We start from the raw sequence: 22,883 nt of genomic DNA, 5'->3' as shown, positions 1-22,883 counted from the left end.
GGAAGGCCGGGACCGCTGCTGCGATCCCGGCCCGGTCCTCACTCGGCGGCGATCTGAAAGGCGTCACCGTCCTGCTGCCGCTCGTCCAGCCATGCGGGCCGCGCCGTCCGCAGGGCGGCGGGAAGCCAGCCGGTTCCGGCCAGAAGCTGTTCGGCAGCCTCCGCCATGTCCGTCTTCTTCAAGCCCGCGATCCGTTCCGCCGCTTCGTTGCTGACGGCTTCGCGCACGGCGGCGAGGATGTGCGCCTTGGTGACGCGACCGAGATAGGTCCGCACCGTGGGCGTCCAGTGCGCCGTCATGTCGAGCGCCACCGCCGTTGCCAGCCTGTCCGCCGTCGCATGGGCGTGGGGCTTCTTCTCCCAAGGCTGCTTCACGGCATTGACGGTCAACGACGCGCAATGGGCGAACAGCGCCATAACGCTGGCATGGTCCAGACCGGCGATGAAGCCCCACAGGTCGGCCACGTCGCGCGGCATGTCCGCCGCCCATCCGGCATGACGATCCGCCAGCGCCTTGCCCGCCGCCGTATCCTCGATGCCGTCCGCGTGAGAAGCGAGATAGCTGCTGGTCGGGCGGATTTCTAGGCAGGCGGCGTCCGTCCCGCGATAGAAGGTCTGCGCCGCCAGCGCATGGGTGACGGCGATCAGCGCCATGTCCGGCTGCTCGCCCAGCGCAAGGCGAAGGCCCAGCGTCCGGTGCGAGGTCAGATCGCGGATGAGCAGGTCCGACAGCGGCTTGCCCGCATCCCCAGCGTCCTCGTCCTCCGTCTCGAGCGCGGAAGCCGAGTTACCGTCCTCGTCCCGCTCGCCATCCTCGATGATCTCGCCATCACCGTTGACGCGAACGCCATCGATCACGCTTCCGCCTTCACCGTCCGCATTTTCCACGGTTTCAGGCTTTTCGTCCTCGGCCCGGATAAAGCCGCGCTCGATGCGGGCTTCCCCATCATGGGAAAGGATGACGAACACACCGCCGCAAGCAATCTCGTCGGCATCATAGGCGTGACGCAAAGCGTCGATGCGCTCGATCTCTGCTTCCAGCTCCCCGAATCGCTGATCCACGTCGTCGGGCAGTTCATCGGCGCTGTCATACTGCTCGGTCAGCGCATCATATTCCGCCTGCGCAGCGGCATAGGCTGCCTCGTCTTCCTCCGACAACGCCACGGGATGCGGATAGGTGCGACGCAGGCCGTTGCCGTGCGGATAGTCGATATGAACACCCGCCCACTTCCAGCCTTCCCCGGCCTTCACGCTCTCCGCGATCCCGTCCAGCTTCTCGATGACAAGCCGGTCCAGCAACGCGGCATCCTCATAGAAGCCGCCGCGATCCTCGGTGAACAGGTCGCGCAGGATGACGCCGCCCACTTCGGCATAGGCCTCCGCGCCGACGAAGATCGCCCGCCGATCCGTCGCCGCGATGTGCATCCGGGTCAGGTCGCGTCGAATAGTCGAAGGGTCTTTGTTCCACGACAGGTTCTCGTAAACCTGCTCCTGCCGGGCCGGGTCATCCACGATGGCGAAGGCCATCAACTGCTCCAAGGTCAATCCCCCTTCGCGATAGACCTGCATCAACTTGGGGCTGACCGCACCCAATCGCATCCGCTGGCGCACGACATGGGCCGTTACGCCGAACCGGGCCGCGATTTCCTCCGCGCCCCAACCGCGCGTTTCGGCAAGCTCGCGGAAGCGCTCGAACTGGTCGGCGGGCGAGAGGTCTTCGCGGGTGACGTTCTCGTCCAGACTGATTTCGCTGGCGTCGTTCATGGTGTCGATGACGCAGCGGATGGCTTCCGTCTTCTTGATCTGCTTGCGCTTCACGCGCAGCAACTGCGCCAGCCTGCGGCCTTCGCCGATGCTGACAAGATAGAAGCCGGTCGCGGCTCCTTCGGCGTCAACCTCCGGTTCCACCACGAGGTTTTGCAGGATGCCCTTGGCGTGGATGCTCGCCGCCTTCGCCTCGATGGACGCCTCGCTGTGCGGCGTCTTGCGGGCGTTGTTCGGGTGCTTCTTGAGCTTGTTGAGCGGGATGAACACCTCCGCGCCGGTCACGGCAACGGGTGTGGCGATCGTGTCAGTGGCAGTGGTCGTCATGGTCTTGCTCCTAATGGGCTTGGGTTTTGCGCAGCGAAGCGCCGCGCTGAAACCCTGCCCGTCGGCGAGACCGGGGGGTGCAAGGGCCAGGGCGGCCGGGGTGGAGGGGGATCACCCGACCTGCACAAACGGATGTCCGTCATGACGGCTGTGCTGAACATCGTATCCGCGCGGAAGGTCGGGGAGACCACCCCGGACGGCGCCGGCTCGCCGGCGCTTTACCCTTGACCGCGCCAGGGGGCAGCGCCCCCAAGCAACCCGCCCTGCGTGAGCGTCAGCGGAAGCCGGGCATAAAAACCGGATCAGGGTGCGAGGTCTTCGATGCCGACCCCAATGAACCCTGATCGTCATATCGCCTCGGGGCGTTGCGGGGTGTCCCCGCAGAAGGGGTCGGTCGAGACCGTGGCTCGGCCGCAGGGGAAGGCTTTTCCCCATCCATCCCGAATCGCGGTCTTGTGATTACCAATATGCGGGTCATTGACTCCCAATCTGCCGAAGCAGATAGTCTCAATCTGCTAAGTCTCGGAGTTGGCATGTACGGACGGTTTGTAGAACGACGGGCGGAAGAAGCCCTTTCGGATACGCCCGTGGTCCTGATCGTAGGACCGCGCCGGGCCGGTAAGACCACGCTCGTCCGCAAGATGGGCGAGGCTGGCCGAACCTATATCACGCTGGACGATCAAACGGTTCTTGCAGCCGCCCAATCCGATCCGGCCGGTTTCATCCGGGGGCTGGATCAAGCCATCATCGACGAGATCCAACGCGCGCCCGACTTGCTGTTAGCGATCAAAAAGACGGTCGATGAGGACTATCGGCCGGGACGATTCCTGCTGACGGGTTCGGCGAACGTGCTGACCTTGCCGCGCATCGCCGATAGCCTGGCTGGACGGATGGAAACCATTCAGATGCTGCCATTGGCCAAGGCCGAGGTGGAAGGCCGAACGCCAAATTTTCTGGAACGGCTGTTCGAAGGAAAGCTCCGGAGTCAGCGGAATGCTATCGTCGGTGACGATTTGGTCCAACTCGTCCTGCTCGGTGGTTTTCCCGAAGCCATCAGTCGTGACAACGAGCGACGGCGGCAGGATTGGTTGCGATCCTATCTTACATCGATCCTGACGCGCGACCTGCGCGACATCGCGGACATCGAGAAACTGACTGAGTTACCGAAATTCGTGCGGCTGCTTGCCGAGCACTCAGGACAGTTGGTCAACTATTCCCAGTTTGCCGCTGGCATCGGCGTCACCCACAAGACGGGGCAGCGCTATGTCGGGCTGCTCGAACAAGTGTTCCTAGTCTCAACCGTGCAACCCTGGTTCACCAATACTCTGAAACGCATCGCCAAGACGCCCAAGCTGCACTTCCTCGACTCCGGCTTGCTGGCGACCGCGCGCGGTCTGACCTTCGACAGGGTGAAGGCTGATCGCGGACCATTCGGCGCGCTTCTCGAAAGCTTCGTCTTCTCGGAAACTCTGAAGCTGATGAGCGCTTCGGACCTGCGGCTGACTCCGCATCATTTCCGCGATCGAGACATGCGCGAGGTGGACATCGTGCTGGAGCGCGATGACGGCATGATTGTCGGGATCGAGGTGAAGGCCAGCGCTACGGTGAAGGCTGGTGATTTCGGGGGGCTGCGCGCTTTGGCCGAAGCGTGCGGAGATCGCTTTGCTTTCGGCGTAGTCCTCTATGATAGCGTGGATGTCGTGCCGTTCGGCGACAGGCTAGCAGCGGCACCATTGTCGAGCCTTTGGGATGGAGAAGCGCCAACGAACAAAACAGCCAAAGGAGGATCGCATGGGCCTGTATGAAAGCTGGTGCGATGCCACCAAGAACAAAGACAAGCGAAAGCACTATTGGACTTATGTCGAGAAGGATGGCGGGCGCGACGAAATTCGCGATGTCCTCGCCGAGACGATCCGCTCACATTACGACCGACTGGAACGCATTGCCGAAGACGTGGAGCGGCTCGGCTACAAGGTCGCGGCGAAAATCCTCGGCGCGGCAATGCCCCAGACACCCAAGGGACGCTCCGGCGATCTTGGTGAGATTCTCGCGACCGAACTGGTCGAGGAAGAAATCGGCCTGCGCGTTCCCGTTCGCCGCCTCCGCTACAAGGATGGTCGCAACATGGCGATGCGAGGCGACGATTTTATCGGCGCGGGATACGATGCGGCTGGCGAAAAGCTATGGCTCCTGAAAGGCGAAGCCAAAAGCAACAAGGTGCTCGGCAAGGCCACGGTCACGAGCGCCCGCAAGGTGCTCGACCGCGACAACGGCCGCTGCACGCCCGATTCCCTGCTTTTTGTCGCCAACCGCCTGTTGGAGAGCAATGACCCGGACGACAACGCATTGGGGCGCAGCCTGCGTGACGAGGTGGGCCTGAAGTCCCTTCGTGCCGATCGCATCGATCATATGCTCTTCACAGTGTCGGGCAACGGCCCGCACGCTTCGCTAAAAGTCGATCTCGATGCCACGGGGACCAATCGCGACCACTATGTCCTGAACATTCACGTCGAGGATCATCAGGACTTCATCGCAGCCATGTACCAGGAGGCGGAAGACCTTGGAGACGATTGACGAACTGACGGCATTCCTAGCGACAGCGACGGTTGACGGCATTCTCGGCCGTCTCCTCTATCGCGGCGCGGCCTGGTCGTTGATGCGCGAAGAAGGGGTGCTGCCGGCGAATGCGCCGCCCCTCGGCGCGACGATCGAAACGGACCTCGCCGAACACGGCTTCGCCCTGCTTCGGGGCGCAATGGCTTTGCGGGCGCAGGCCGGTGCCTTGCCCTTGACCGGCAAGGCATTTGAGCGCGCTGCCAATGCTTTTGAGGCGTTGGTGCGCAACGGCGATCCGGAATCACCCGATCGCGGTTTTCGCCGCACAATCGCCGCCGCAGCCTATCACCTGGCCGGCTTCTCGGCCGTCGCCTATTCCCTGTTTAACGAGAAGGCGGGGGACCTCAATGCATCTCCGGGCGAGACGGCGATCCAACACCTGATCGTGCGCGATCTCGGCCAGTTGCGCGGATATGTTCGCGACTGGCTGGCCGACGAGGCTCATGGCGATGCGCAAGTCGCTGCCGCCCTGACGGGCGAAGAACCCGATATCGATGAAGCGATATCGACGATCCTCAACACGACGATTTGCCGGGCGCTGGCCCATTTTGATTTTGCACTGGAGACCGGCGAACCCGAGCCGATCGAGATCGCGCGCGCGCTTCTTAGCACCGCGGTCAGTCTGGCTGACAACGCGGAGAATGTGCCGCTGTGGTGGATTTCGAACCTCTGCCGCCATCTGATCGACGACCTTTGGCAGCATTCGCTCCACCAGACTCTGCCGACCGACCCGCCGGAGGGGACGGAGGAAAAATATCCAGACCTGCGACGGCTGTTTATCTCGTCGCTCTATGCGCGCAAGACCTCCGAGGTGGAGTTGTGGCCATCGCAGCGCGAGGCGGCGCAGCGCTCCACGGACGTCACGGACGACCTGGTCGTCGCCTTGCCGACCAGCGCCGGCAAGACGCGTGTGGCCGAGATCGCCGCGCTGATGACGCTGTCGTCGGCTCGCCGGGTGTTGATCGTTACGCCATTGCGCGCTTTGTCCGCTCAGACCGAGCGCTCCTTCAGAAAAACCTTCGCGCCCCTCGGCTTCAGCGTCTCCTCGCTCTACGGCGCCAGCGGTCTTTCGGCTGGAGATGAAGACGCCTTGCGCTCCCGCGAGATCATCATCGCGACACCCGAAAAGCTTGACTTCGCACTGAGAAGCGACCCGTCTCTGATCGATGATGTCGGCCTGATCGTCCTCGACGAAGGCCATATGATCGGCCCGAGCGAGCGTGAGATCCGTTACGAGACGCTCGTACAGCGCCTGCTCCGGCGTGCGGACGCGGGTGAACGCCGAATGGTCTGCCTCTCCGCCATCCTGCCAAGCGGCGACGAACTCGACGATCTTACCGCATGGATTCGTTCCGATGAACCGGGCGAGCCGGTGCGTTCCGATTGGCGGCCGACGCGGCAACGGTTCGGCGCGCTCACGTGGCGGGGCAAGGATGCACTGCTCCGGCTGGATCTCGATGACGATGGCCCGTTCCTCGACAAATTTGTCTTGGAGAAGCCGGCACTCGGAAAGGAGAAGAAGCCTTATCCGCGCAAGAACTCGCATCTCGCGTTGTTTGCGGCATGGGAGTTCGCAAGCCAAGGCAAGCGGACCCTGATCTTCTCCACCCAGGCTAATTGGGTCGAGAGTTATGGCAAACAGGTCGTGGACCTCTGCAAGCGCGGTTATCTGGATTCGCTGCTGGAAGATGAGGCGTCGATTGCCCGCGCTCTGGAGGTCGGCAAGGAATGGTTGGGCGAAGACCATCCGGCTGTCGCTTGTTTGAAAGCGGGCGTTGCCGTCCACCATGGCCGGCTGCCGAGTCCATTCCTTCGTGAGCTGGAAGCGCTTTTGTCCGAGGGGGTGCTGAAGGTCATCGTGGCGTCACCGACGCTATCGCAAGGCCTCAACCTCAACGCCGCCGTCCTGCTGGTGCCAGCGCTGTATCGGGCGTCCGAGAAGATCAAGGGCGAGGAGTTTGCGAACGTGGCGGGTCGCGCCGGACGCGCCTTCGTCGATGTCGAAGGCCTCATCGTTCACGTGATGTTCGATAAGATTGATTGGCGAAAGAGGGAATGGAAGAAGCTGGTCGCCTCCGCAAAGGCCCGCACGCTGAAGAGCGGCCTCATCCAGATCGTCGCCGAGATTCTTGACCGCTTGTCACGAGAGGGGGTGCTGGACCGTCACGACGCTTGGGAATATCTCGCCAATGCCCGCGAAGCCTGGAGATCGCCGACGGAGGAAGCCGCGGTCGCCGAGCGTCTGGCCGCCGGCGTACAATACGACGATGGCGACGACGATGATGAAGACGGCGGCGATGACGAGGAAGAGACCATTGACGAGGAGCCGCTTTCGCAGATTGTCGAACGCCTTGATGCGACCGTGTTCGGTCTGATCGAGGCACTGGACGCTGATCGGGCCGACCTACCCAAGCTTCTGGACGAGGCGCTCAAGGGATCGCTTTGGGCACGCCAGATTGCCCGCGAGGACGAGGACATCGCACCGCTGCACATAAAGATATTCGAAGCGCGCGCCGACCTTATCTGGAAGACCACCACGGCGCAGGCGCGGCGCGGACATTTCGCCATGGGCGTAGGACTTGAGGCGGGCCTCACCATCGACGCCATGGCCGACGAGTTGGCCGAACTCCTCGACCGCGCAGACGAAGCGGCGCTGGGCGGCGACATCGACGAACTTGTCGATAGCCTCGGTGGTCTCGGCGACCGCCTGCTATTCATGCGTCCTTTCATTCCTGACAAGGCGAACGCGCTACCAGCCAATTGGAAGGCAATCCTACGCAGTTGGGTGTCCGGCGAGGATGTTGCCAATATCGGGCCGCAGAACATGCGGGCGGTCGAAGATGCCTTCACTTATCGTTTGGTTTGGGCCTTGGAAGCTGTCCGTACCCGCCGCATGTCCCTCGGCTGGTCGCCGGATACGGTGGCGGGTGGAGCCGCTGCTGCGGTCGAAACCGGCGTTCCGCAATTCATGATGTCGATGTTGATCCGGGCCGGTCTTCCGTCGAGGCGCGCCGCCATGGCGGCGGTCGAGGACGCCAAGCCAGTCTTCGTTACGCCTGCCGAGATGCGGGCCTGGCTCGAATCTGATGAGATCACGGCCTACACCGACGCTGGCGATTGGCCAACGCCCGATACGGCTGCGCTATGGGCGCGGTTCCGAACCGAGGCCCTTAGCGGAGGCATCCAGAAGTGGTCGGTCGAACACTATAAGCGACTACTCGACATCGCCGTCGCTCCGCCTGCCGGCCTGTATAGGATTGTCACCGATGAGGGTGATGGGCGGACTTGGCTGACGACGCCCGACTACCAGCGTGTCGCCGCCTTCAAGAAGGCTGCGGTTGATCCCAAGCCCAGCCTGTTTTCGGGTCGGTTGCCCGGCAACACAAGACTGGTGGAGGCGCTTCGTGTCGGCCGCGGAAAACTGCGTTGGCCGCAGGCCGATGCTTAGGAGGCGACAGTAGCCAAAGATAATCCGAAAGAAATGATATGACAGACAAACTCGAAGTTTTCCAAGATATGGCCATCCGTGGCCCCATCGCGAAACGGCCCGACTTGCGCGAAGCGCTCATCGCGGCGGCGATCGAACCTTGGCGCGTGGATCTGGAACGGTCGGCGGAGGTAGCGCGGAACGCTGTGACCTCGGAGGATGTCGTCCTTTTTCGTCGAGATGCTGGCCAAGACTATCCGGCGGCCGGGCTTACCCTGTGGGGAACCGAAGACGGCTACTATGTCCCGAACATCGTTCCTTTGGAGATGGGAAGCCTCACTTTCGCCCAATACAATGCCGTGCTCACAGATTTTATTGCGCGCATCGCTGCGCCGGTCACAGCCCAATACGGTTTCACAATCTCGACGACGGAACCTCGACAAACACTCGATGACTGGTTGTCTCCGGACGCTGCGCTAAAACTCAAGCGTTTCTCCGGCGCGGCCAATAAGTCGACGGGAGCGAGCCATCCTTCGGATGAACGTCGCTGGTTCGATTTTCTTGTCGCTGTGCATCGCAGTGGCGACAAGCCCGGCGCTGATCGATTGGCGCGTTGGCTACATGAAGTTGACGATTGGGACGAGAACTCCGCTCACAATCTTGCAGGCGATTTTGAGACCGCCATCGCTCTTCTTGCCTACTACGACGAGCACTGAGCCGGATGGACGCACACGCGATTGCATCAGCGGGCGTTCCGGTGCTGTGCATCGACACATGCTCCATTCTGGACGTCATGCGTGATCCGACGCGCGAGACGGCGAAACCGCACGATCGGCAGGCGGCCATCGATCTCGTGGCGGCGGCGGAATCGGGTCGTCTCATATGCCTTATGGCGGAACAGGTAGCGATCGAGTTTTCCGATCACGACCAGCCCGTCCAGGATGAGGCTGAGCGCAATCTCAGAAGGGTTCGGGAGCAAGTCGAGCGCATCAACAAGCTATCCGCCGTCTTCGGCGCTCCAGGCAACGTCAACCTTACGCATCTTGACGATCATGTCGGGCGTGCAAGGGCCGTTGTCGGGCGTTGGCTCGCCAAGCTCGGCAATGTCACGCCCAGCCCTGTTGTCCCCTCCAAAGCATTTGCTCGGGTCAACGCGGGCATCGCTCCCGCGAGACGCGGCAAGGAGTCCTCCAAAGATTGCCTGGTCTATGAAACTTATCTTGAGGCCGTATCAGCTTTGCGGGGCGCTGGGGTGACGACGCCGATCGTCTTTCTGTCGTCGAATACCAATGAGTATTTGACCGAAAGCAAGGTTTTGAAGCCCGACATCGCGGCGGAATTTGGCACGATCAACCTTGGCTATGCGCCCAATATGATTGCGGCCAAATACGCGCTCGGTCTGTAAGGACATCGGCTTGAGCGTATCAGCATCGAAACATAATCTGGTCCTCGAACTTTTCGTCCGCACCGCCGACGAAAACTATGTCACCGCGCGCTGGTGTGCGATCAATCAACTCAACACAGACTTTCTTTGGCTTACGGTTCATGCGCTTGAGAAATATCTCAAGGCCGTGATTCTGCTCAATGGCGGCTCGTCCAGACGAAGCGCTGCCGATCAGAAGGCATATAGCCACGACATTGTTCGGCTTTACGCGGATGTGAAAACTCTGGCTGGCGCGTTGCTGCCAGACAATCTCGCAAAGCCAACCGATCTCGACATCTATCACTGGTCCGACCGAACGCCCGAGCAGTTCATGGAACACCTGCGCCGCAATGGGAATGCCGACAATCGCTACCTGATCTATGGCTACGTCACCCGCAGTCAGGATCTGCACATGCTGGACGCGATGGTATTTGCCATTCGGCGTCTCATTTGCGAGTTGGACGAGCGTTGGCTGCCGAGCCAAGAGCCGGAAGCGCCGACGTTTACGAACCGTGAACTGCTTGTCCGTCAGCCAAAATACTACGGACGTCTTTTCATGCCACTGGACGATCTGATCGGCGCTCGGGAGGAATCGCCGAAGCGTGCGGCGGCGTTAAATCTCAACATGGCGTTTGCGCCGGATGACTATCAACACGAACCGCTTCGATCCGGCAGTTCGTCACGCAATCCCGTCATCATACGCCGCATCCTCGATCCTTTAGAGAGTGAAGACCCCCGGTGGGCGGCGGAAGGCGTCGAGATCGCACGCTGGTTTCTCACCAACGTGCAGGTGCCGAAGGGTAAGCCGGGCGATCGGCGTTACGGAACAGATTGAGGCCGCCATTGAGGCTGCTCGGACCAAACACGGTATCATCTGACGCGATGCTGGTTGGTCGTGTGCTCCGGTTATCAGGCCGATGAGGTCGAGCCGAGACTTATGCGGCATTAGAGAGCTATAGCGTAGACGTAGTGCTCATCATCGTCGGGCGTGGCCCGCCATTTTCCTGAAAACTCAATAAAATAAACCGCTTAACGCGCCCCGGCGGCGGTTTGTGTGACGCTTTGTGTGACATGCGGGCGATGGCCTTTCCCTGTTTTAGTTTCCGCGCGTCCGGTCTTGATTAGATAACGACGCTATCGCGTACTTCGTCCCATGCGTGACGAAATCATCAAAGAGATTCGCATGGATCGGGCAGCCCCCCTTAGCGCGCTGTCACCGCAATCGTGTCACCGTAACCCCACCGCAACCCTGCACTCCCAGCGCCATCTCCGCTGCGTATCCATATTGTAATGATATAAAGTATCACGCATAGAGCCGTCAGTGAATTGCGGGAGGCACTATGTTTATAAAGCGTTTATCCGGGCGCCGGGCCCTACTTGTTGCCTGTAGCCTTTCCGTACTCGCCATGGCGAGTACGGTAGCGGCTGAGAGCTCGCCCCCCATTCAAAGCGTTCAGGACGACGAGCCGACCGAAATTGGCGAGATTGTCGTAACGGCACGCCCGCTGAATGATATCTTCCAAGTCAATGTCGGGGCCTTCGGTTCGCGCCACTCGCTCGACGTGCCGCTGGCGATCCAGAGCTATGACGCCCGCGCGATCTCAGCAGCGCTGCCGAGAACTCTAGAGCATTTGGCGACCTGATTGAATCGTTTGGGATTCCCAAGGGGTCCGGGTTCTGATTCAACCTTCGTGCTGGAGGCGGAGGCCAGCATGAATGAGCAAGGCGCTATCGGTAGATTTGCGTGATCGTGTGATCGCGGCGATTGAGGGCGGGATGTCGTGCCGTCAGGCGGCGGCCCGGTTCGGGGTCAGCGCGGCCAGCGCGATCCGCTGGCGCTCGCGGGTCCGCAGGCAGGGCGACGTGCGGCCGGGGCCTCTGGGCGGAGATCGGCGCTCTGGGCGGATTGAAGGCCATGCCGACCTGATCCTGGGCCTGGTCGAGCGCAAGAGCGACATCACCCTGGCGGAGCTTCAGACGGCTCTGGCCGAACAGGGCGTGGGGACCAGCCTGTCGAGCTTGTGGCGGTTCTTCGTGCGCCGCCGGATCTCGCTCAAAAAAAGTCGGCGCACGCGGACGAACAGAGCCGCCCCGACGTCCTGAGCCGGCGTCAGGCCTGGTTCGACAGCCAGCTCGACCTCGATCCCGAGCGGCTCGTCTTCATCGATGAGACGGGAGCCTCGACCAAGATGGCCCGCCGCCACGGACGTGCGCCGCGCGGGCAGCGGCTGAGGTGCAGCGTGCCGCACGGTCACTGGAAGACGACCACCTTCGTCGGAGCCTTGAGGCTGACGGGCATGACCGCCCCGATGGTGCTCGACGGCCCGATGAACGGCGCCTGGTTCCTGGCCTATGTCGAACAGGTGCTGGCCCCGACCCTGAAGCCCGGCGACGTGGTGATCATGGACAATCTCGCCGCCCACAAGAGCACGCCCATCAGGGACGCCATCGAGGCTGTCGGCGCACGGCTGCTCTTCCTGCCGCCCTACAGTCCCGACCTCAACCCGATCGAGAACGCCTTCGCCAAGCTCAAGGCCCTGCTGAGAAAGGCCGCCGCTCGGACAATCGACCAACTCTGGGACGCCATCGCCCGCATCATCCAGACCTACTCTCCCCAAGAATGCGCCAACTACTTCGCCGCCGCCGGCTATGATGCAGACTGATCGGAAAATGCTCTAGCAGATATCTTGGTGTTGGACCCTTCGGTGCTTAATGCGTCCTACGGCGGCGGTTTTGATAATCTGCGCCTTCGCGGTTTCGCGATGGACAACTTCAGTACTGTGCGGCGTGACGGCTTGGCCCTCGCGGCGCACCACGACGTTCAGCTAGAGAACATTGAGCGCATTGATGTCCTCAAAGGACCGTCGGGTTTCCTCTATGGCTTCAACTCGCCCGGTGGGACCATCAACTACATTCTGAAGCGGCCGACCGAGCAATCGTTTCTAACGGCCACGGTGGGTGCATCCACGCTGGAACAGCGCTACGTCGCCATGGACGGCAGCGCCACCGCTTTCGATGGCGCGTTGGGCTACAGGGTGAACGCCGGCTATGAAAAGGTCGGGAACTTCGACCACGCTCGCGATCTGGAGCGGGCCTTCTTTGGCGTGGCAGCTGATATCCGCATCAACGACAGGGCCTTGCTTCAACTGAATGCCGACTGGTCGGAGAAGACGGCCATCGCCGACCCACTGTTGCGCGCCGACCAAAGCGGCCGGGCCGATCCGCTCGATCCGGCGACCTTCGTTCTGCCGCCCGAGGTTGATCGGCGCGACCTCCTTACCGGCGGCTGGTATCGTCACAAAACCGAGGGCCGGAACATCGACGCCAGGTTTGAAATCGATCTGGCGGGCGATTGGGTTTCAGTCACCCAGGCCAACTACTCGCGAGCCGAGCGGAACGGGGGCTATACTGACCTGTTCGATATTCAACCCAACGGAGATATCGGCTTCGGCGACCTCTTTGCCTCCCGAGGCGAAGTGTTCAGCACCTATACGATCCAGAGCTATATCTCCGGCGAACTCGAGACCGGAGGCATCGGCCACGACCTATTCTTCGGCGCCTCGCACCGCGTGTTTCACGATAAGGCTCCCTTCTGGGACTACATCGATACGACCGGTTCGCTGGGCGTGGACGACCTCACAGTTCGCAACATCCTGAATCCGACCCAGCCGTCACACTTCGACTTCGGGCCTGCACAGCCGATCGAGTACCGGTCGACCGTCCAAGAAGACTCGGTCTTCGCCAGCGATCTGATCTCGGTCACAGACAAGTTCCAAATCTTGCTAGGTGGCCGCTACATCTGGTTCCGCGCCGAAGAACAGACGGCGACATCTCCGGCGCAAAGTGAAAATGTTTTCGTGCCTACGGGTGCGGTGATGTATCGACCGACGGCGAATGTGCTTGCCTACGCAAGCTATTCGAAGGGTTTTGAGGACGGTGATGTGGCGCCGTTCCTCGCCAACAACGCCAATCAACCAACCAGCCCCATCGAAAGCCGCCAGTATGAGATCGGCTTGAAGGCCGATGTGTTCTCCGGCCTCTCGCTGGGGCTCGCCGCTTTCGAGATTGAGCGCGACGCCAGCTATCTGAACGTCGCCAACGATTTCGTTGCGGACGGCACCTATCGTCATCGTGGTATTGAGTTGACGGCTTCCGGCAGGGTGACGTCCGACCTTTCCATTTCCAGCGGTTTGGCCCTGCAAGACACCGAACTGCTCGGCGTCGTCGACACCACCACGCTTGGCAAGCGCAGCGAAGGCGTCCCGGAGTGGCAGGCGACCCTGGGCACACAATACAGGATCAGCGCCCTTCCCGGTCTGGCGCTCGACGCCACGGTAAGCCACGTCGGTGAACGTCCGGTGGACGCGCAGAACAGCGGGTTCATTCCGTCTTTCACGCTCGTGGACGTTGGCGTCACCTACGACACGCATGTGGCCGGCACCCCTGTTCAGTTCCGCGTCATGGCCAAGAACCTGTTTAACGAATACTACTACGCTGGCACAATCTATCAGGCAGGCTTGGACATCGGTCGGCCCCGCGAGGTCTTGTTCGTCGCAAGAGCCAGCTTCTAGAGTATCCGTGATTATCAGGGAGCCTTTTGAGCCCATGATCAGCGCTGATTGATCAAGGCGCTCGCGAGCGCGATGAGCTTTGAATTCGGCAAACCCGGGGCGGTTCATTATGGGGCGCTAGCGCCCATGTCAGCAACGACCTCGTCTTAAGCCCGGCGAGCGATGAAACGACTTGTCTCCGCTGGTCGGCTGTTCAGCCCCCCCCCCACACGCCCCTCACCCCAATTGAATCGGCGGAGCTGCTGGTGCAGCTCCGCCGAAACGACTCAGGCCTCAGAGGCTGAAATCAGCCGCTTAGAAGTTGACCGTCAGGCCGATCGAGATCTGACGTCCCAGGGAGTCATAACGCTGAGGCAGGGTGTTATTCCGCGCCAGGCTGACGTTGTAGGAGTTCGGGATGACCGGCGGCTCTTCGTCCAGGATGTTGTTGGCCGAGACCCGCAGCTTCGCGTCGTCCGTCACCTTATAGGCCACCGACACGTCGAAGTAGTTGTAGGCCGGGATGTTGTAGAAGGTCTTGCGCTCGGCGCCTTCGACCCAGCCCAGCAGCGGGTCGCCCGAGTTCGACGTGTGGGTCAGCGACGAGACGTAGCGCCAGTTGACCGAGACGCTCAGACGATCGTTCGGGATGGTGTAGGTCGTACGCAGGCCGTGCGTCCACTCAGGCACGAACTGACCACCGCACGAGCCGAAGTAGCCGACGCAGTTGATCTCAGGCCGCAGGGGCGAATCCTGCCAGCTCTGACGCGTGGACAGCGAACCGTTGAACACCCAGTCGAACTTGCCGAAATTCTCCAGCTCGAGGCCGTATTGGCCCTGGAAGTCCCAGCCATGGGATTTCGACTTGTAGGCGTTGGTCGTGCCTTGGCTGATGAAGCCGGTGGTCGGGTTGGAGCCAGCGTCGCTATACAGAGCGCCCGTGACCGGATCGCGAACGATCTTGTCGCAGAAGTAGGCGTCGCCGCCGCTGCTCAGGCACCCGTTCTGATAGTAGCTGTAGTCGTTGTAGTTGATCGAGTCATCGAGATCGATAATGAACCGGTCGATCGAAAGGGTCAGGCCCGGCAGGAAGTGCGGCCGCAGCACGACGCCGAAGGTGGTCGTGTTGGCGGTTTCGGGATCGACCGTGAAGCCGCCGGTGCGAACCGTACATTGCGAGTTGGGGCACGACAGGCTGGTGCTGCCGTACAGGGCGTCGCTCAGGCCGGTCGCACGGCAGACTTCGCGCGAAGCGGTCGGCGCGTCGATGATGGTGATTTGCTTCGTCGGATCGTTGGGATCCTGAACCTGGCGAGCGATGCCCGCACAGAAGTCGTTTTGCGATCCGCCTTGGCGGGTGAAGCTGATGTTCGACGCCTGCGACATCTCGATCACCGTCGGGGCGCGCTGGGCCTTGTTGAAGGCCGCACGGAAGGTCACGTCCTGAACCGGCGCGTACAGACCTTCGATCTTCCAGGTATTGAAGGTCTCCGGGTTGGTGTCGTAGCGCGACAGACGATAGCCGCCGTTGACCTGAAGCAGGTGCGCATATTTGCGCTCTTCCATCAGCGGAGCCTGGAACTCGATGTTTCCTTCGACGACGCTCTGCGACAGGCTGACGTCGGACCCGCCGTTTTCACGACGATAGATCGCGTCGGCCGTCGATTCCCAATGCTCCTCGCGGTACTCGAGGCCGGCCGAAACCGCGACGCCTTGATCCGCCCAGGGGCTGACGATCCCGTACTCGGCTAGGTCGCCCGAAACCGTGGCGACCAGATCGTACAGCGTGCCGACGCCGGTGGTCGTACCGCTTTGGCCGGTGAACAGATAGTCAGCCAGGGCCTGGTCGTTGTTGCCCGCCTGGAAGGCGTCGAAGGGAACGCAGTTGGGGTCGGTCCCGTCAACTTTCGAAACGCAGGTTGGCGTGCCGTTGACGTTGACGACGTTCAGCGAACGATTGACCTTTTCGAATTCGGCGAAGGCGCCGGACGTATAATCCATCTGGTTGCGCGCATAGACGGCGCCGATGTCATAGTTCCAGACGTTGGCAACCACGCCGCGCACGCCCCCGGTGGCCCGCACGCCTTCATTCACATAGGTGTCGAGCGTGTACGGCAGATCGTCGAAGCGATAGCGGACTTCCAGCGGCATCATGGTCGAGGTGCCGGCCTGGGTTCCGCAGATCCCTGTGGCTTGCGCAGCGGACATGAGCGGGTTGTTACAATTCACGCTGTAAGGCGTGCTGCCGTACGCCGTGTAGCTGTAAACCCGCGTGGGGAAGCGGTTGTAGGATTCATCCTTGAACCAGATGACGTTGCCGTAGATCTCGGCGCTGTCGTTCAGCTTCAGGGCGCCGAAGAGGCCGGCGTTCAGGCGCTCCGATTCCCGCTGGTACGAATAGCCGTCGAAGGGGTTCGCGGCTTTGCCTTCACCGATGCCATAGGGCACGAAGGTGCGCGTACCGTCTGGATTGTTCAGGTACACCGAACCGGCGTTGCTGCCGCCCTGGGGCGAAAGGTAGCCCGATGGCGAATAGGTCGATGTCTGGCAGCTCAAGGGGCCGTCTGCGGCGCTCTGCAGCAGATAGCAGGCCGACGTGGCGCGATCCGCATAGGGCACCAGTTCTGCATCGCGGTAGTTCACGAAGCCCGACACCTGCAAGGCATCGTCAAACAGATGCTTGCCGTAGGTCAGGGTGATGTCTTTGCGGCCGCCGTCGTTGACCGTGCCGATCGGCGTGGGGAAGGCCGAGGCCTGCGCGACCGGCGTGACGATCGTGGTCTTGTTCTCGTGGTTGTAGAAGCTGTAGTTCGCATCCAGCTGCAGGCCTTCGAAATCATCCTTCAGGATGAAGTTGACCACGCCCGAGATGGCGTCAGAGCCGTAAACCGAAGAGGCGCCGCCCGACAGGATGTCGATCCGCTGGACCATCGAGGTCGGGATGATGCCGGCGTCCTGGCCGTTCATCGTGCCGAGGCGCTTGCCGTCCACCAGAACCAGGGTGCGCTCAAAGCCGAGGTTGCGCAGCTTGATGCGCTGGCGGCCGTCGGAATCCTGATAGTTCTGCTGACTGTCCGGCGCGATCTGCGGCAGCCGGTTCAGGATTTCTTCGATATTGACCGCGGCCGCAGCCTCGATTTCCGTTGCGGTGACGCTGGTGATCGGAGCCGCGGACTGGTTATTCGGCCGCACGATCCGCGTGCCGGTCACAATCACTTCACCAACCTCGGCCTTGTCGTCGGCGGTCGTGTTCTGGGCGGCGCTTGTCGTCTGCGCCTGCACCTGCCCCGCCAAGGCCAACAAGCTTGTCGTCAGCATCAGTTTCAAAATCGTATTGTTCATCGTGCCCCTCAGTCGCGAAGACCGCCAAAAACTGACGGTGTTGAAACACGCCCAGACACACGACAGGTGTCAATACCAATGGCGGCACGAAGAGCCCAATTTAATGCCAATAAGCCGAACTGGCGACACGTTTTCGACAAGGCTGTGTCAATATGGCGACATGGTGGTTATGACCGGACCGAGGCTAAAAAGAGCGAACCGCCGCCCAGAACGTGCGACAAAAATCTCTTTTTGTAGTTTTTTTCTCCAATCCAGCGCCCTGCACCCTTATGATTTACCCACCTCAAGGGAGCGGATGCGCCAAACGCTTCGGCAAGCCAGCGCAGGCGGTCCAATACCAAGGCCAGCCTCGTCTGATAAGGCGCAGCGCAGATACGCGAGGCGTTGAATCGAGCGATTCTTGCACTCAGCATATCTAATCCCGGGGTCGCGGCCATGCTCGGCGGCGGCCAGGTTGCCGACCTGACACTCTATCCCGTTACGGGCGCGCCCCGGTTCCGCCTGTCTGATCTGGCCGCGCGCCTCAGGTCGTCCCACTGGGGGTCAGACGCAAGTCAAGGCGGCGCTCAAGCGGCCTTTGATCGACGGACTATTGCCCCAGCCCCGCCCGCGCCAACGCCGCCTGGACCTCGGCGCGGGCGGCTTCCATGTCGCGGCGGAAGACGTCGGAGCGTTGCTCGGCGCCATAGATGACCATTCCCGACAAGATGCCGGCCTCAACGGCGCTGTAGCTATGGGAGCCGCAGATATAGCGGCTCTCGGCGAACTCACGCCCGCGGGCATAAAGGGCGTCGGCGCGCTGGGGCGCGAGTTCCGCTAAAATCATGGCCACATGGACGCCGTGGGCCGAGTGGCCGGAGGGGTAGTCGGGATTGCCGGCCAGATGATCGGTCTTGGCTTCGCAGATCGGCTGGTCCGTGCCGATATAGGGCCGTTTGGTTCCCCAGTGCGTCTTGGCGGCGCCCACCACCGAACGGTCATTGCCCGCCCGGTCCAGTAATGCTGTCAGAACCGGAGCCTCCTCGGGCGTCAGACGTACGCCAAGGGCTTGGGCGAAGTCGTCGTAGACTTCGCCTGAGACATCCGACGTCGCCAACGCCCATCGGGGCGTTCCCTGAAGGGCGCGGGTCTGGAGGAAGACGCCCTGGTCGGCGAGGGCGCGGGGCGAACCCGGCTCGGGCGGCGGGGCCAGCACCTTAGTCAGGTCCGGCCGCTCGGCCTGGGCCAGATAGCCACGTTGTGTCCCCTCGCCTGTCCGCTCGACGGCCAGACCGTCGCACCGATCCTCGGTTCGCAACGGATTGCAGACGGCCGCAGCCGCGCCGGTCAGCCGCACCTCATAGGCGGGGAAGCGCGGATCGGCCCAGACATAGTCGGTCGATACATATTGCGCCCCGCTGGCGAAGGCGGCGCTGCGCTGGCTGACGTCGCCCGCACGCGCCTGCATGGTGTCGGCGTCGGCTCGGGTGCGGACGATGAAGCCGGCGCGAACGGCGGCCTGTATCCGCGCCTGCTCGCCCACTGGGTCGTTCAGCGTCAGATAGGCGGCCGCGGGCGAGGCCTCGTCGGTATTGACGAAGAAGACCCGGCCTTCCAGCGACCGCCGCGCACCGCGATAGGCGGCGACCTTCTCCGGCCCCTCGTCCAGGGCGAAGAACACCTTGCCACGGGCCGCGCCCAGTTTCGGCCACCCGCCGGCCAGCACCCCTTCGCGCAAGGTGGCGTGATGTCCCTGAACCTGATCGGGCGTGATCAGCCGCTCGGCGTCGAACACCGAACGCACCTCGGCGTCCAGCGCGTCCCAGGCGGCCGCGTCGAAGTCCAGCGGCGTCGTCCCGCCCGGCATGGAAGCGCCGCCCGTCTTGGCGTTCAGCATGATCAGGATCGGCGCGTGATCCGGATGGGCGCGCGACCAGTCGCGGATCTGGGTCAGACAGGCGACGAAGGTCAGGCAGGAACTGCGGAAGTCGGCGTCCGGCATATGCAGGGTCTTGAAGCCCGGCCTGGCCATCGCCTCCGCAAAGGCCGCGCTGACCGGCGCGCCCTGACCCGGCCGACCTAGGGCCGACAGGGGATGGGCGTATCGCCCGCCTTGCGGATCATTCAGCACGTCGATCTCGATCTGGCGTGCGCCGGCGTCCAATTGCTCGGCCAACGGCCGGTGCGAATAGTCCAAGGCGACGGCGCCGGGGTTGACGGCGATCATGGCCTGAAGCTCGGCGTCCGGGATCGCCAGCTTGTAGCTGTTGTGGGTGCCCACCGCCGTCAGGTCGTTCATGCCCAGGCGCCGGTCCATCCAGGCCTCGGCGCAGGCGTCGCCGCCCGCCGCCCGCACGTCGGCGGCGTCCAGATCGCAAGCCGGCGCCGCACCGACCAGAGCGGAACCAGCCATCAGGGCGGCCATCAGATTGAGCATGAGATCCTCGAATTTTTCATAAGGGCTGGAGAAGGTTCAAAGCGACCAGCGCAGGCTGGCGGTCACACTGGGCCCGACACGCCCCAGCTGCAGCAGACGTCGCGTATCGTGTTCGTAGGCCAGGTCGGTCGTGTCGGTCAGGTTCGAGGCGGCGATCACCAACGCCCCGCCCGATCCGATTTCGAACGAGGCCTGGGCGTCCAGATAGCCGGCGGCGCCGACGGTGAAGTCGGACACCCCTCCCCCCTGCATGTCCGCCTCGGACCGGAAGGCGGACCGCCAGGACCAGGACAGACCGACCGCGACCGGTCCGCGTTCGAAGAAGGGATTGATCGAATAGGCCAGGCGCGACACCCCGGCCAGGCTGCGCCCTCCAGGTCCATGGCCATCCGTGAAGGTGCCGCTGGCCCATAGGCCGAAACCGGAGGGCAGCCGGCGATGAAGCCCGATCTCCAGACCTCGACTCGTGGCGCGGCCTAGATTTGCGGGCCGGGACATCAGCACCTCCGCGCGCACCAGGGGACCGGCGCGGGTTTCGAACACCAGGCTCTCCGGGGTCTCCACCAGGCCGATGAAGTCGTCGATGGCCTTATGAAAGATCGCGACGCTGAGCGCCCCCTGCGGAAAGCTCCACTCATACGAAGCGTCGAGATTGGTCGACATATAGGGACTGAGATCCGGGTTCCCGCCGACCCCGGTGAAGATCGACCCCGGAGACGGAGCGTCGATCTCGGCCTGTCCCCGCTCGTAGATATTCGAGACGAGGGAGCTGGCGGGCACGGTCGCCAGACGCAGATCGGCCAGCGACGGCCGGGTCATCGTCCGCGACGCCGCGAGCCGCAGCCGGCGCCCCTGATCAAGATCGAAGGCGATGTTGAAACTGGGCAGCAGGGCCGTGTCGGCGCCGGTGTGCGACACCGGACGGATGGCCGCGACGCCGTTCTGACCGGCGTTCAGAAAAGCCCCATTCACCTCTGTGCGCGTCGTAACCAGACGAAGCCCGAGGTTGCCGAAGAAGGGTGTTCCGACGGCCAGCCCCTCAAAGTCCGCACGACCGTACAGGGCGCCGACGCGTTCTCCGACCGCATAGGAGTTCTGCAGATCGGCGCCCGTCGGGACCAGGGCATCGGCGCTTACGCTCAGGACGTCGCTTTCCCCGAGAATGAAAAAGGCGTCCTGGAACAGGTCGAAGTCGGCCGCAGCCCAACGCCCGGAATGGCGTCGGATCAATCCGTCGAAGACGCCGTCGTGAACCCGCGCGCTCAAGAATGCGGGCGCCACCTCCGCGCCGGGCCTCAGCGCCGCCTCGCGATCCCGCCTTTGATAGTCGCGCGACCGATCGCTGATCTGGCCGCCGAACCGGACATCGACCAGGCTCGCAACACCCATCCGGACATCGACCGGACGCCGCACGTCGATCAGCGCCGTAAGATCGTCGTCGGCGGATTCGATCGCCCGCACGCCCAGCCGTTTAAACCCGAAAGCCGAAGCGTCGGTGAGGTCGAAGTCGGTCTCCAGCAGCGCCGCCTGACGGTCAGACGCGGCGTGGCGGACGTCAAACTCATAGGCGGATGGCGTAATCGCACGGAAGGAGATCCGCTCGAGCGGCGTATCCAACCGCGACCGTGCGTATGACAGACTGACGCGAGGCTCGAGCGTCCATTCGCCGACCGTCACCGTCGTAACGCCCGACACCACGACGTTCAGATGCGCCTGTTCCGAAAACTCGGTGTTGTTGTCGATCGTGCCGGATTGAACAGAGCCTGCGGCGACCACGCCATCCTGGATCGCCACCGTCGCATCGGCCGCCTCCAGCAGAGCGCCCAATCCATAAACGATCCGGTCCTCGCGAATGGCGTTGTCGAAGGTCGTGACCAGGCCGTCGACCCTCAGTCGGACTGAAGGGGACGCCCGCCATTCCCCGCCCATGAAGGCGCTTCGCCGTTGCCGATCCTCGTATTCGACGGTTGTGCGGACGTCGCTGGGCGCCATGACATCTTGGCCGTCGATCATCACCGGCGTGTAGCGTTGGATCTGGAACCGATCATACAGAACCGACCGCCCCTGCTGCGACAGCCCGCCGACCAGACCCCAATCCCCCTTTTCGGACACGAACCGGCCGGCGATGGAGATATCCGTCTCGGGCCGCCGCGTACGCGCTTCGAGCGCCGCGCCCGCCCTCAGACTAAGGAAGGGATCGCCGTCCAGCCCCCCGATGGTCTCGATGTCGATATTCGACCCGATCCCGCCCTCGATCAGATCCGGCGTCGCCGACTTGGTCAGTTGCGCCCCCGCCAGCAGATCGGCCGACAGGGCGCGGAACCGGAACTGCCGACCGCTCTGGGTCGAGTTGCGGATGTTCTCATTGAAGGCGACCGGCGCGCCGTTCAGCGTCACCGACTGAAACAGCGGCCCCAATCCTCGGACACTGACGAACTGCCCCTCGCCCACCTCGCGCTCGATGGCCACGCCCGGCACACGCTGCAAGGCCTCGGCCAGATTCGCGGCGGGCAGTTCGCCGATCCGGGTCGAGGAAGCGCTGTCGGATATGACCTCGGCCGCTTTTTTGCGGCGCAGGGACTCTTCAATCTGCTCCGACAACCGCCCGACGACCGTGATCGATTCCAGCTCAGCAGCCAGGACAGGCAGCGGCTCGGGCGGCGCCGAGGCCTCCATCCAGACGCGCACCCCACGGGCGCCGATGAACCGGTGCCTCAAGCCCGTTCCTTCAAGCATCTGGCGGACGGCCGCACGCCAGGACATCCGCCCCCGCACCGGTCGGCTGCGCCACACCTCGTCCGCAGGCGCGACAAACGCCAGTTCGCAACCGGCCGAAACGCACAGCTGCACCAGGGCGCGTCGGGCGTCTTGCGCAGGAATGTCGAAGGCGCGCATGCCCTCCTGCGCCTGGGCGGACAGGGGCCACCCGCCGACCATCAGGAAAGACAGGGCTGCGACCGTCGCGACCACGCCACGTCGCGCACCGAACGGCGTCGATGGTGCGGGCGGTTTCACGCGG

Annotated in this window: 13 protein-coding genes; 9 read left to right on the top strand and 4 right to left on the bottom strand. The window is 62.8% G+C overall.

The genetic code is table 11. The annotated features are described in order from the left end of the window. Positions 1–38 precede the first annotated feature (38 nt). A complete protein-coding gene (locus OU998_RS07495) occupies positions 39–2,090 on the bottom strand; it encodes a ParB/RepB/Spo0J family partition protein (RefSeq protein ID WP_267516317.1) in 2,052 nt (683 codons plus the stop codon). A gap of 587 nt (positions 2,091–2,677) precedes the next feature. Between OU998_RS07495 and OU998_RS07490 the strand changes: the two genes are divergently transcribed. The 9 genes from OU998_RS07490 to OU998_RS07450 all read left to right on the top strand — a co-directional run bounded on the left by OU998_RS07490 (position 2,678) and on the right by OU998_RS07450 (position 14,127). Then, positions 2,678–3,895, top strand: a complete 1,218-nt coding sequence (locus tag OU998_RS07490; protein ID WP_267516316.1) for an ATP-binding protein — start codon at positions 2,678–2,680, stop codon at positions 3,893–3,895. Beyond that, positions 3,882–4,664 (top strand): DUF1837 domain-containing protein, encoded by a 783-nt coding sequence (locus OU998_RS07485; RefSeq protein WP_154706283.1) that lies wholly within the window; start codon positions 3,882–3,884, stop codon positions 4,662–4,664. Before OU998_RS07490 ends, OU998_RS07485 begins: the two co-directional genes overlap by 14 nt. Beyond that, a complete protein-coding gene (locus OU998_RS07480; RefSeq protein WP_267516315.1) occupies positions 4,651–8,154 on the top strand; it encodes a DEAD/DEAH box helicase in 3,504 nt (1,167 codons plus the stop codon). The genes OU998_RS07485 and OU998_RS07480 overlap by 14 nt, the downstream gene beginning before the upstream one ends. Positions 8,155–8,192: 38 nt before the next feature. Next, positions 8,193–8,849, top strand: a complete 657-nt coding sequence (locus tag OU998_RS07475) for a hypothetical protein (protein WP_267516314.1) — start codon at positions 8,193–8,195, stop codon at positions 8,847–8,849. A 5-nt stretch (positions 8,850–8,854) separates the two neighbouring features. Beyond that, a complete protein-coding gene (locus OU998_RS07470; protein ID WP_267516313.1) occupies positions 8,855–9,538 on the top strand; it encodes a PIN domain-containing protein in 684 nt (227 codons plus the stop codon). Between the two features lie 10 nt (positions 9,539–9,548). Then, positions 9,549–10,391: a hypothetical protein gene (locus OU998_RS07465; protein WP_267516312.1), complete on the top strand. Its 843-nt coding sequence runs from the start codon at positions 9,549–9,551 to the stop codon at positions 10,389–10,391. Positions 10,392–10,962: 571 nt separating this feature from the next. Then, positions 10,963–11,199 (top strand): hypothetical protein, encoded by a 237-nt coding sequence (locus OU998_RS07460; RefSeq protein WP_267516311.1) that lies wholly within the window; start codon positions 10,963–10,965, stop codon positions 11,197–11,199. Positions 11,200–11,272: 73 nt separating this feature from the next. Further along, positions 11,273–12,219, top strand: a protein-coding gene (locus tag OU998_RS07455) for an IS630 family transposase (protein ID WP_267515250.1) whose coding sequence is annotated in 2 segments (ribosomal slippage) — positions 11,273–11,609 and positions 11,609–12,219 — 948 coding nt in all. Because the reading frame shifts where the segments join, the coding sequence is not laid out codon by codon here. Between the two features lie 21 nt (positions 12,220–12,240). Further along, on the top strand, positions 12,241–14,127 hold the full coding sequence (locus OU998_RS07450; RefSeq protein ID WP_420709833.1) for a TonB-dependent receptor: 1,887 nt from the start codon (positions 12,241–12,243) through the stop codon (positions 14,125–14,127). A gap of 294 nt (positions 14,128–14,421) precedes the next feature. On the opposite strand, the gene OU998_RS07445 is transcribed toward OU998_RS07450, so the two are convergent. The 3 genes from OU998_RS07445 to OU998_RS07435 form a co-directional block, all read right to left on the bottom strand. Beyond that, positions 14,422–17,448 (bottom strand): TonB-dependent receptor domain-containing protein, encoded by a 3,027-nt coding sequence (locus OU998_RS07445; protein WP_267516309.1) that lies wholly within the window; start codon positions 17,446–17,448, stop codon positions 14,422–14,424. A gap of 589 nt (positions 17,449–18,037) precedes the next feature. Further along, on the bottom strand, positions 18,038–19,864 hold the full coding sequence (locus tag OU998_RS07440; protein WP_267516308.1) for a Ca2+-dependent phosphoinositide-specific phospholipase C: 1,827 nt from the start codon (positions 19,862–19,864) through the stop codon (positions 18,038–18,040). A 36-nt stretch (positions 19,865–19,900) separates the two neighbouring features. Then, positions 19,901–22,879: a TonB-dependent receptor gene (locus tag OU998_RS07435; RefSeq protein ID WP_267516307.1), complete on the bottom strand. Its 2,979-nt coding sequence runs from the start codon at positions 22,877–22,879 to the stop codon at positions 19,901–19,903. Positions 22,880–22,883: the final 4 nt, after the last annotated feature.

Source organism: Brevundimonas sp. SL130 (assembly GCF_026625805.1).
Taxonomy (GTDB): domain Bacteria; phylum Pseudomonadota; class Alphaproteobacteria; order Caulobacterales; family Caulobacteraceae; genus Brevundimonas.
Note: the sequence above shows the minus strand (reverse complement) of the source record. Positions and strands in the feature narration are given on the sequence as shown.

What these genes read in the sequence shown, in the direction of transcription:
- OU998_RS07470 (WP_267516313.1), top strand. Translation starts at nt 8,855, where the DNA reads ATGGACGCACACGCGATTGCATCAGCGGGCGTTCCGGTGCTGTGCATC.
- OU998_RS07460 (WP_267516311.1), top strand. Translation starts at nt 10,963, where the DNA reads ATGGCGAGTACGGTAGCGGCTGAGAGCTCGCCCCCCATTCAAAGCGTT.
- OU998_RS07440 (WP_267516308.1), bottom strand. Translation starts at nt 19,864, where the DNA reads ATGCTCAATCTGATGGCCGCCCTGATGGCTGGTTCCGCTCTGGTCGGT.
- OU998_RS07445 (WP_267516309.1), bottom strand. Translation starts at nt 17,448, where the DNA reads ATGAACAATACGATTTTGAAACTGATGCTGACGACAAGCTTGTTGGCC.
- OU998_RS07495 (WP_267516317.1), bottom strand. Translation starts at nt 2,090, where the DNA reads ATGACGACCACTGCCACTGACACGATCGCCACACCCGTTGCCGTGACC.
- OU998_RS07475 (WP_267516314.1), top strand. Translation starts at nt 8,193, where the DNA reads ATGACAGACAAACTCGAAGTTTTCCAAGATATGGCCATCCGTGGCCCC.
- OU998_RS07485 (WP_154706283.1), top strand. Translation starts at nt 3,882, where the DNA reads ATGGGCCTGTATGAAAGCTGGTGCGATGCCACCAAGAACAAAGACAAG.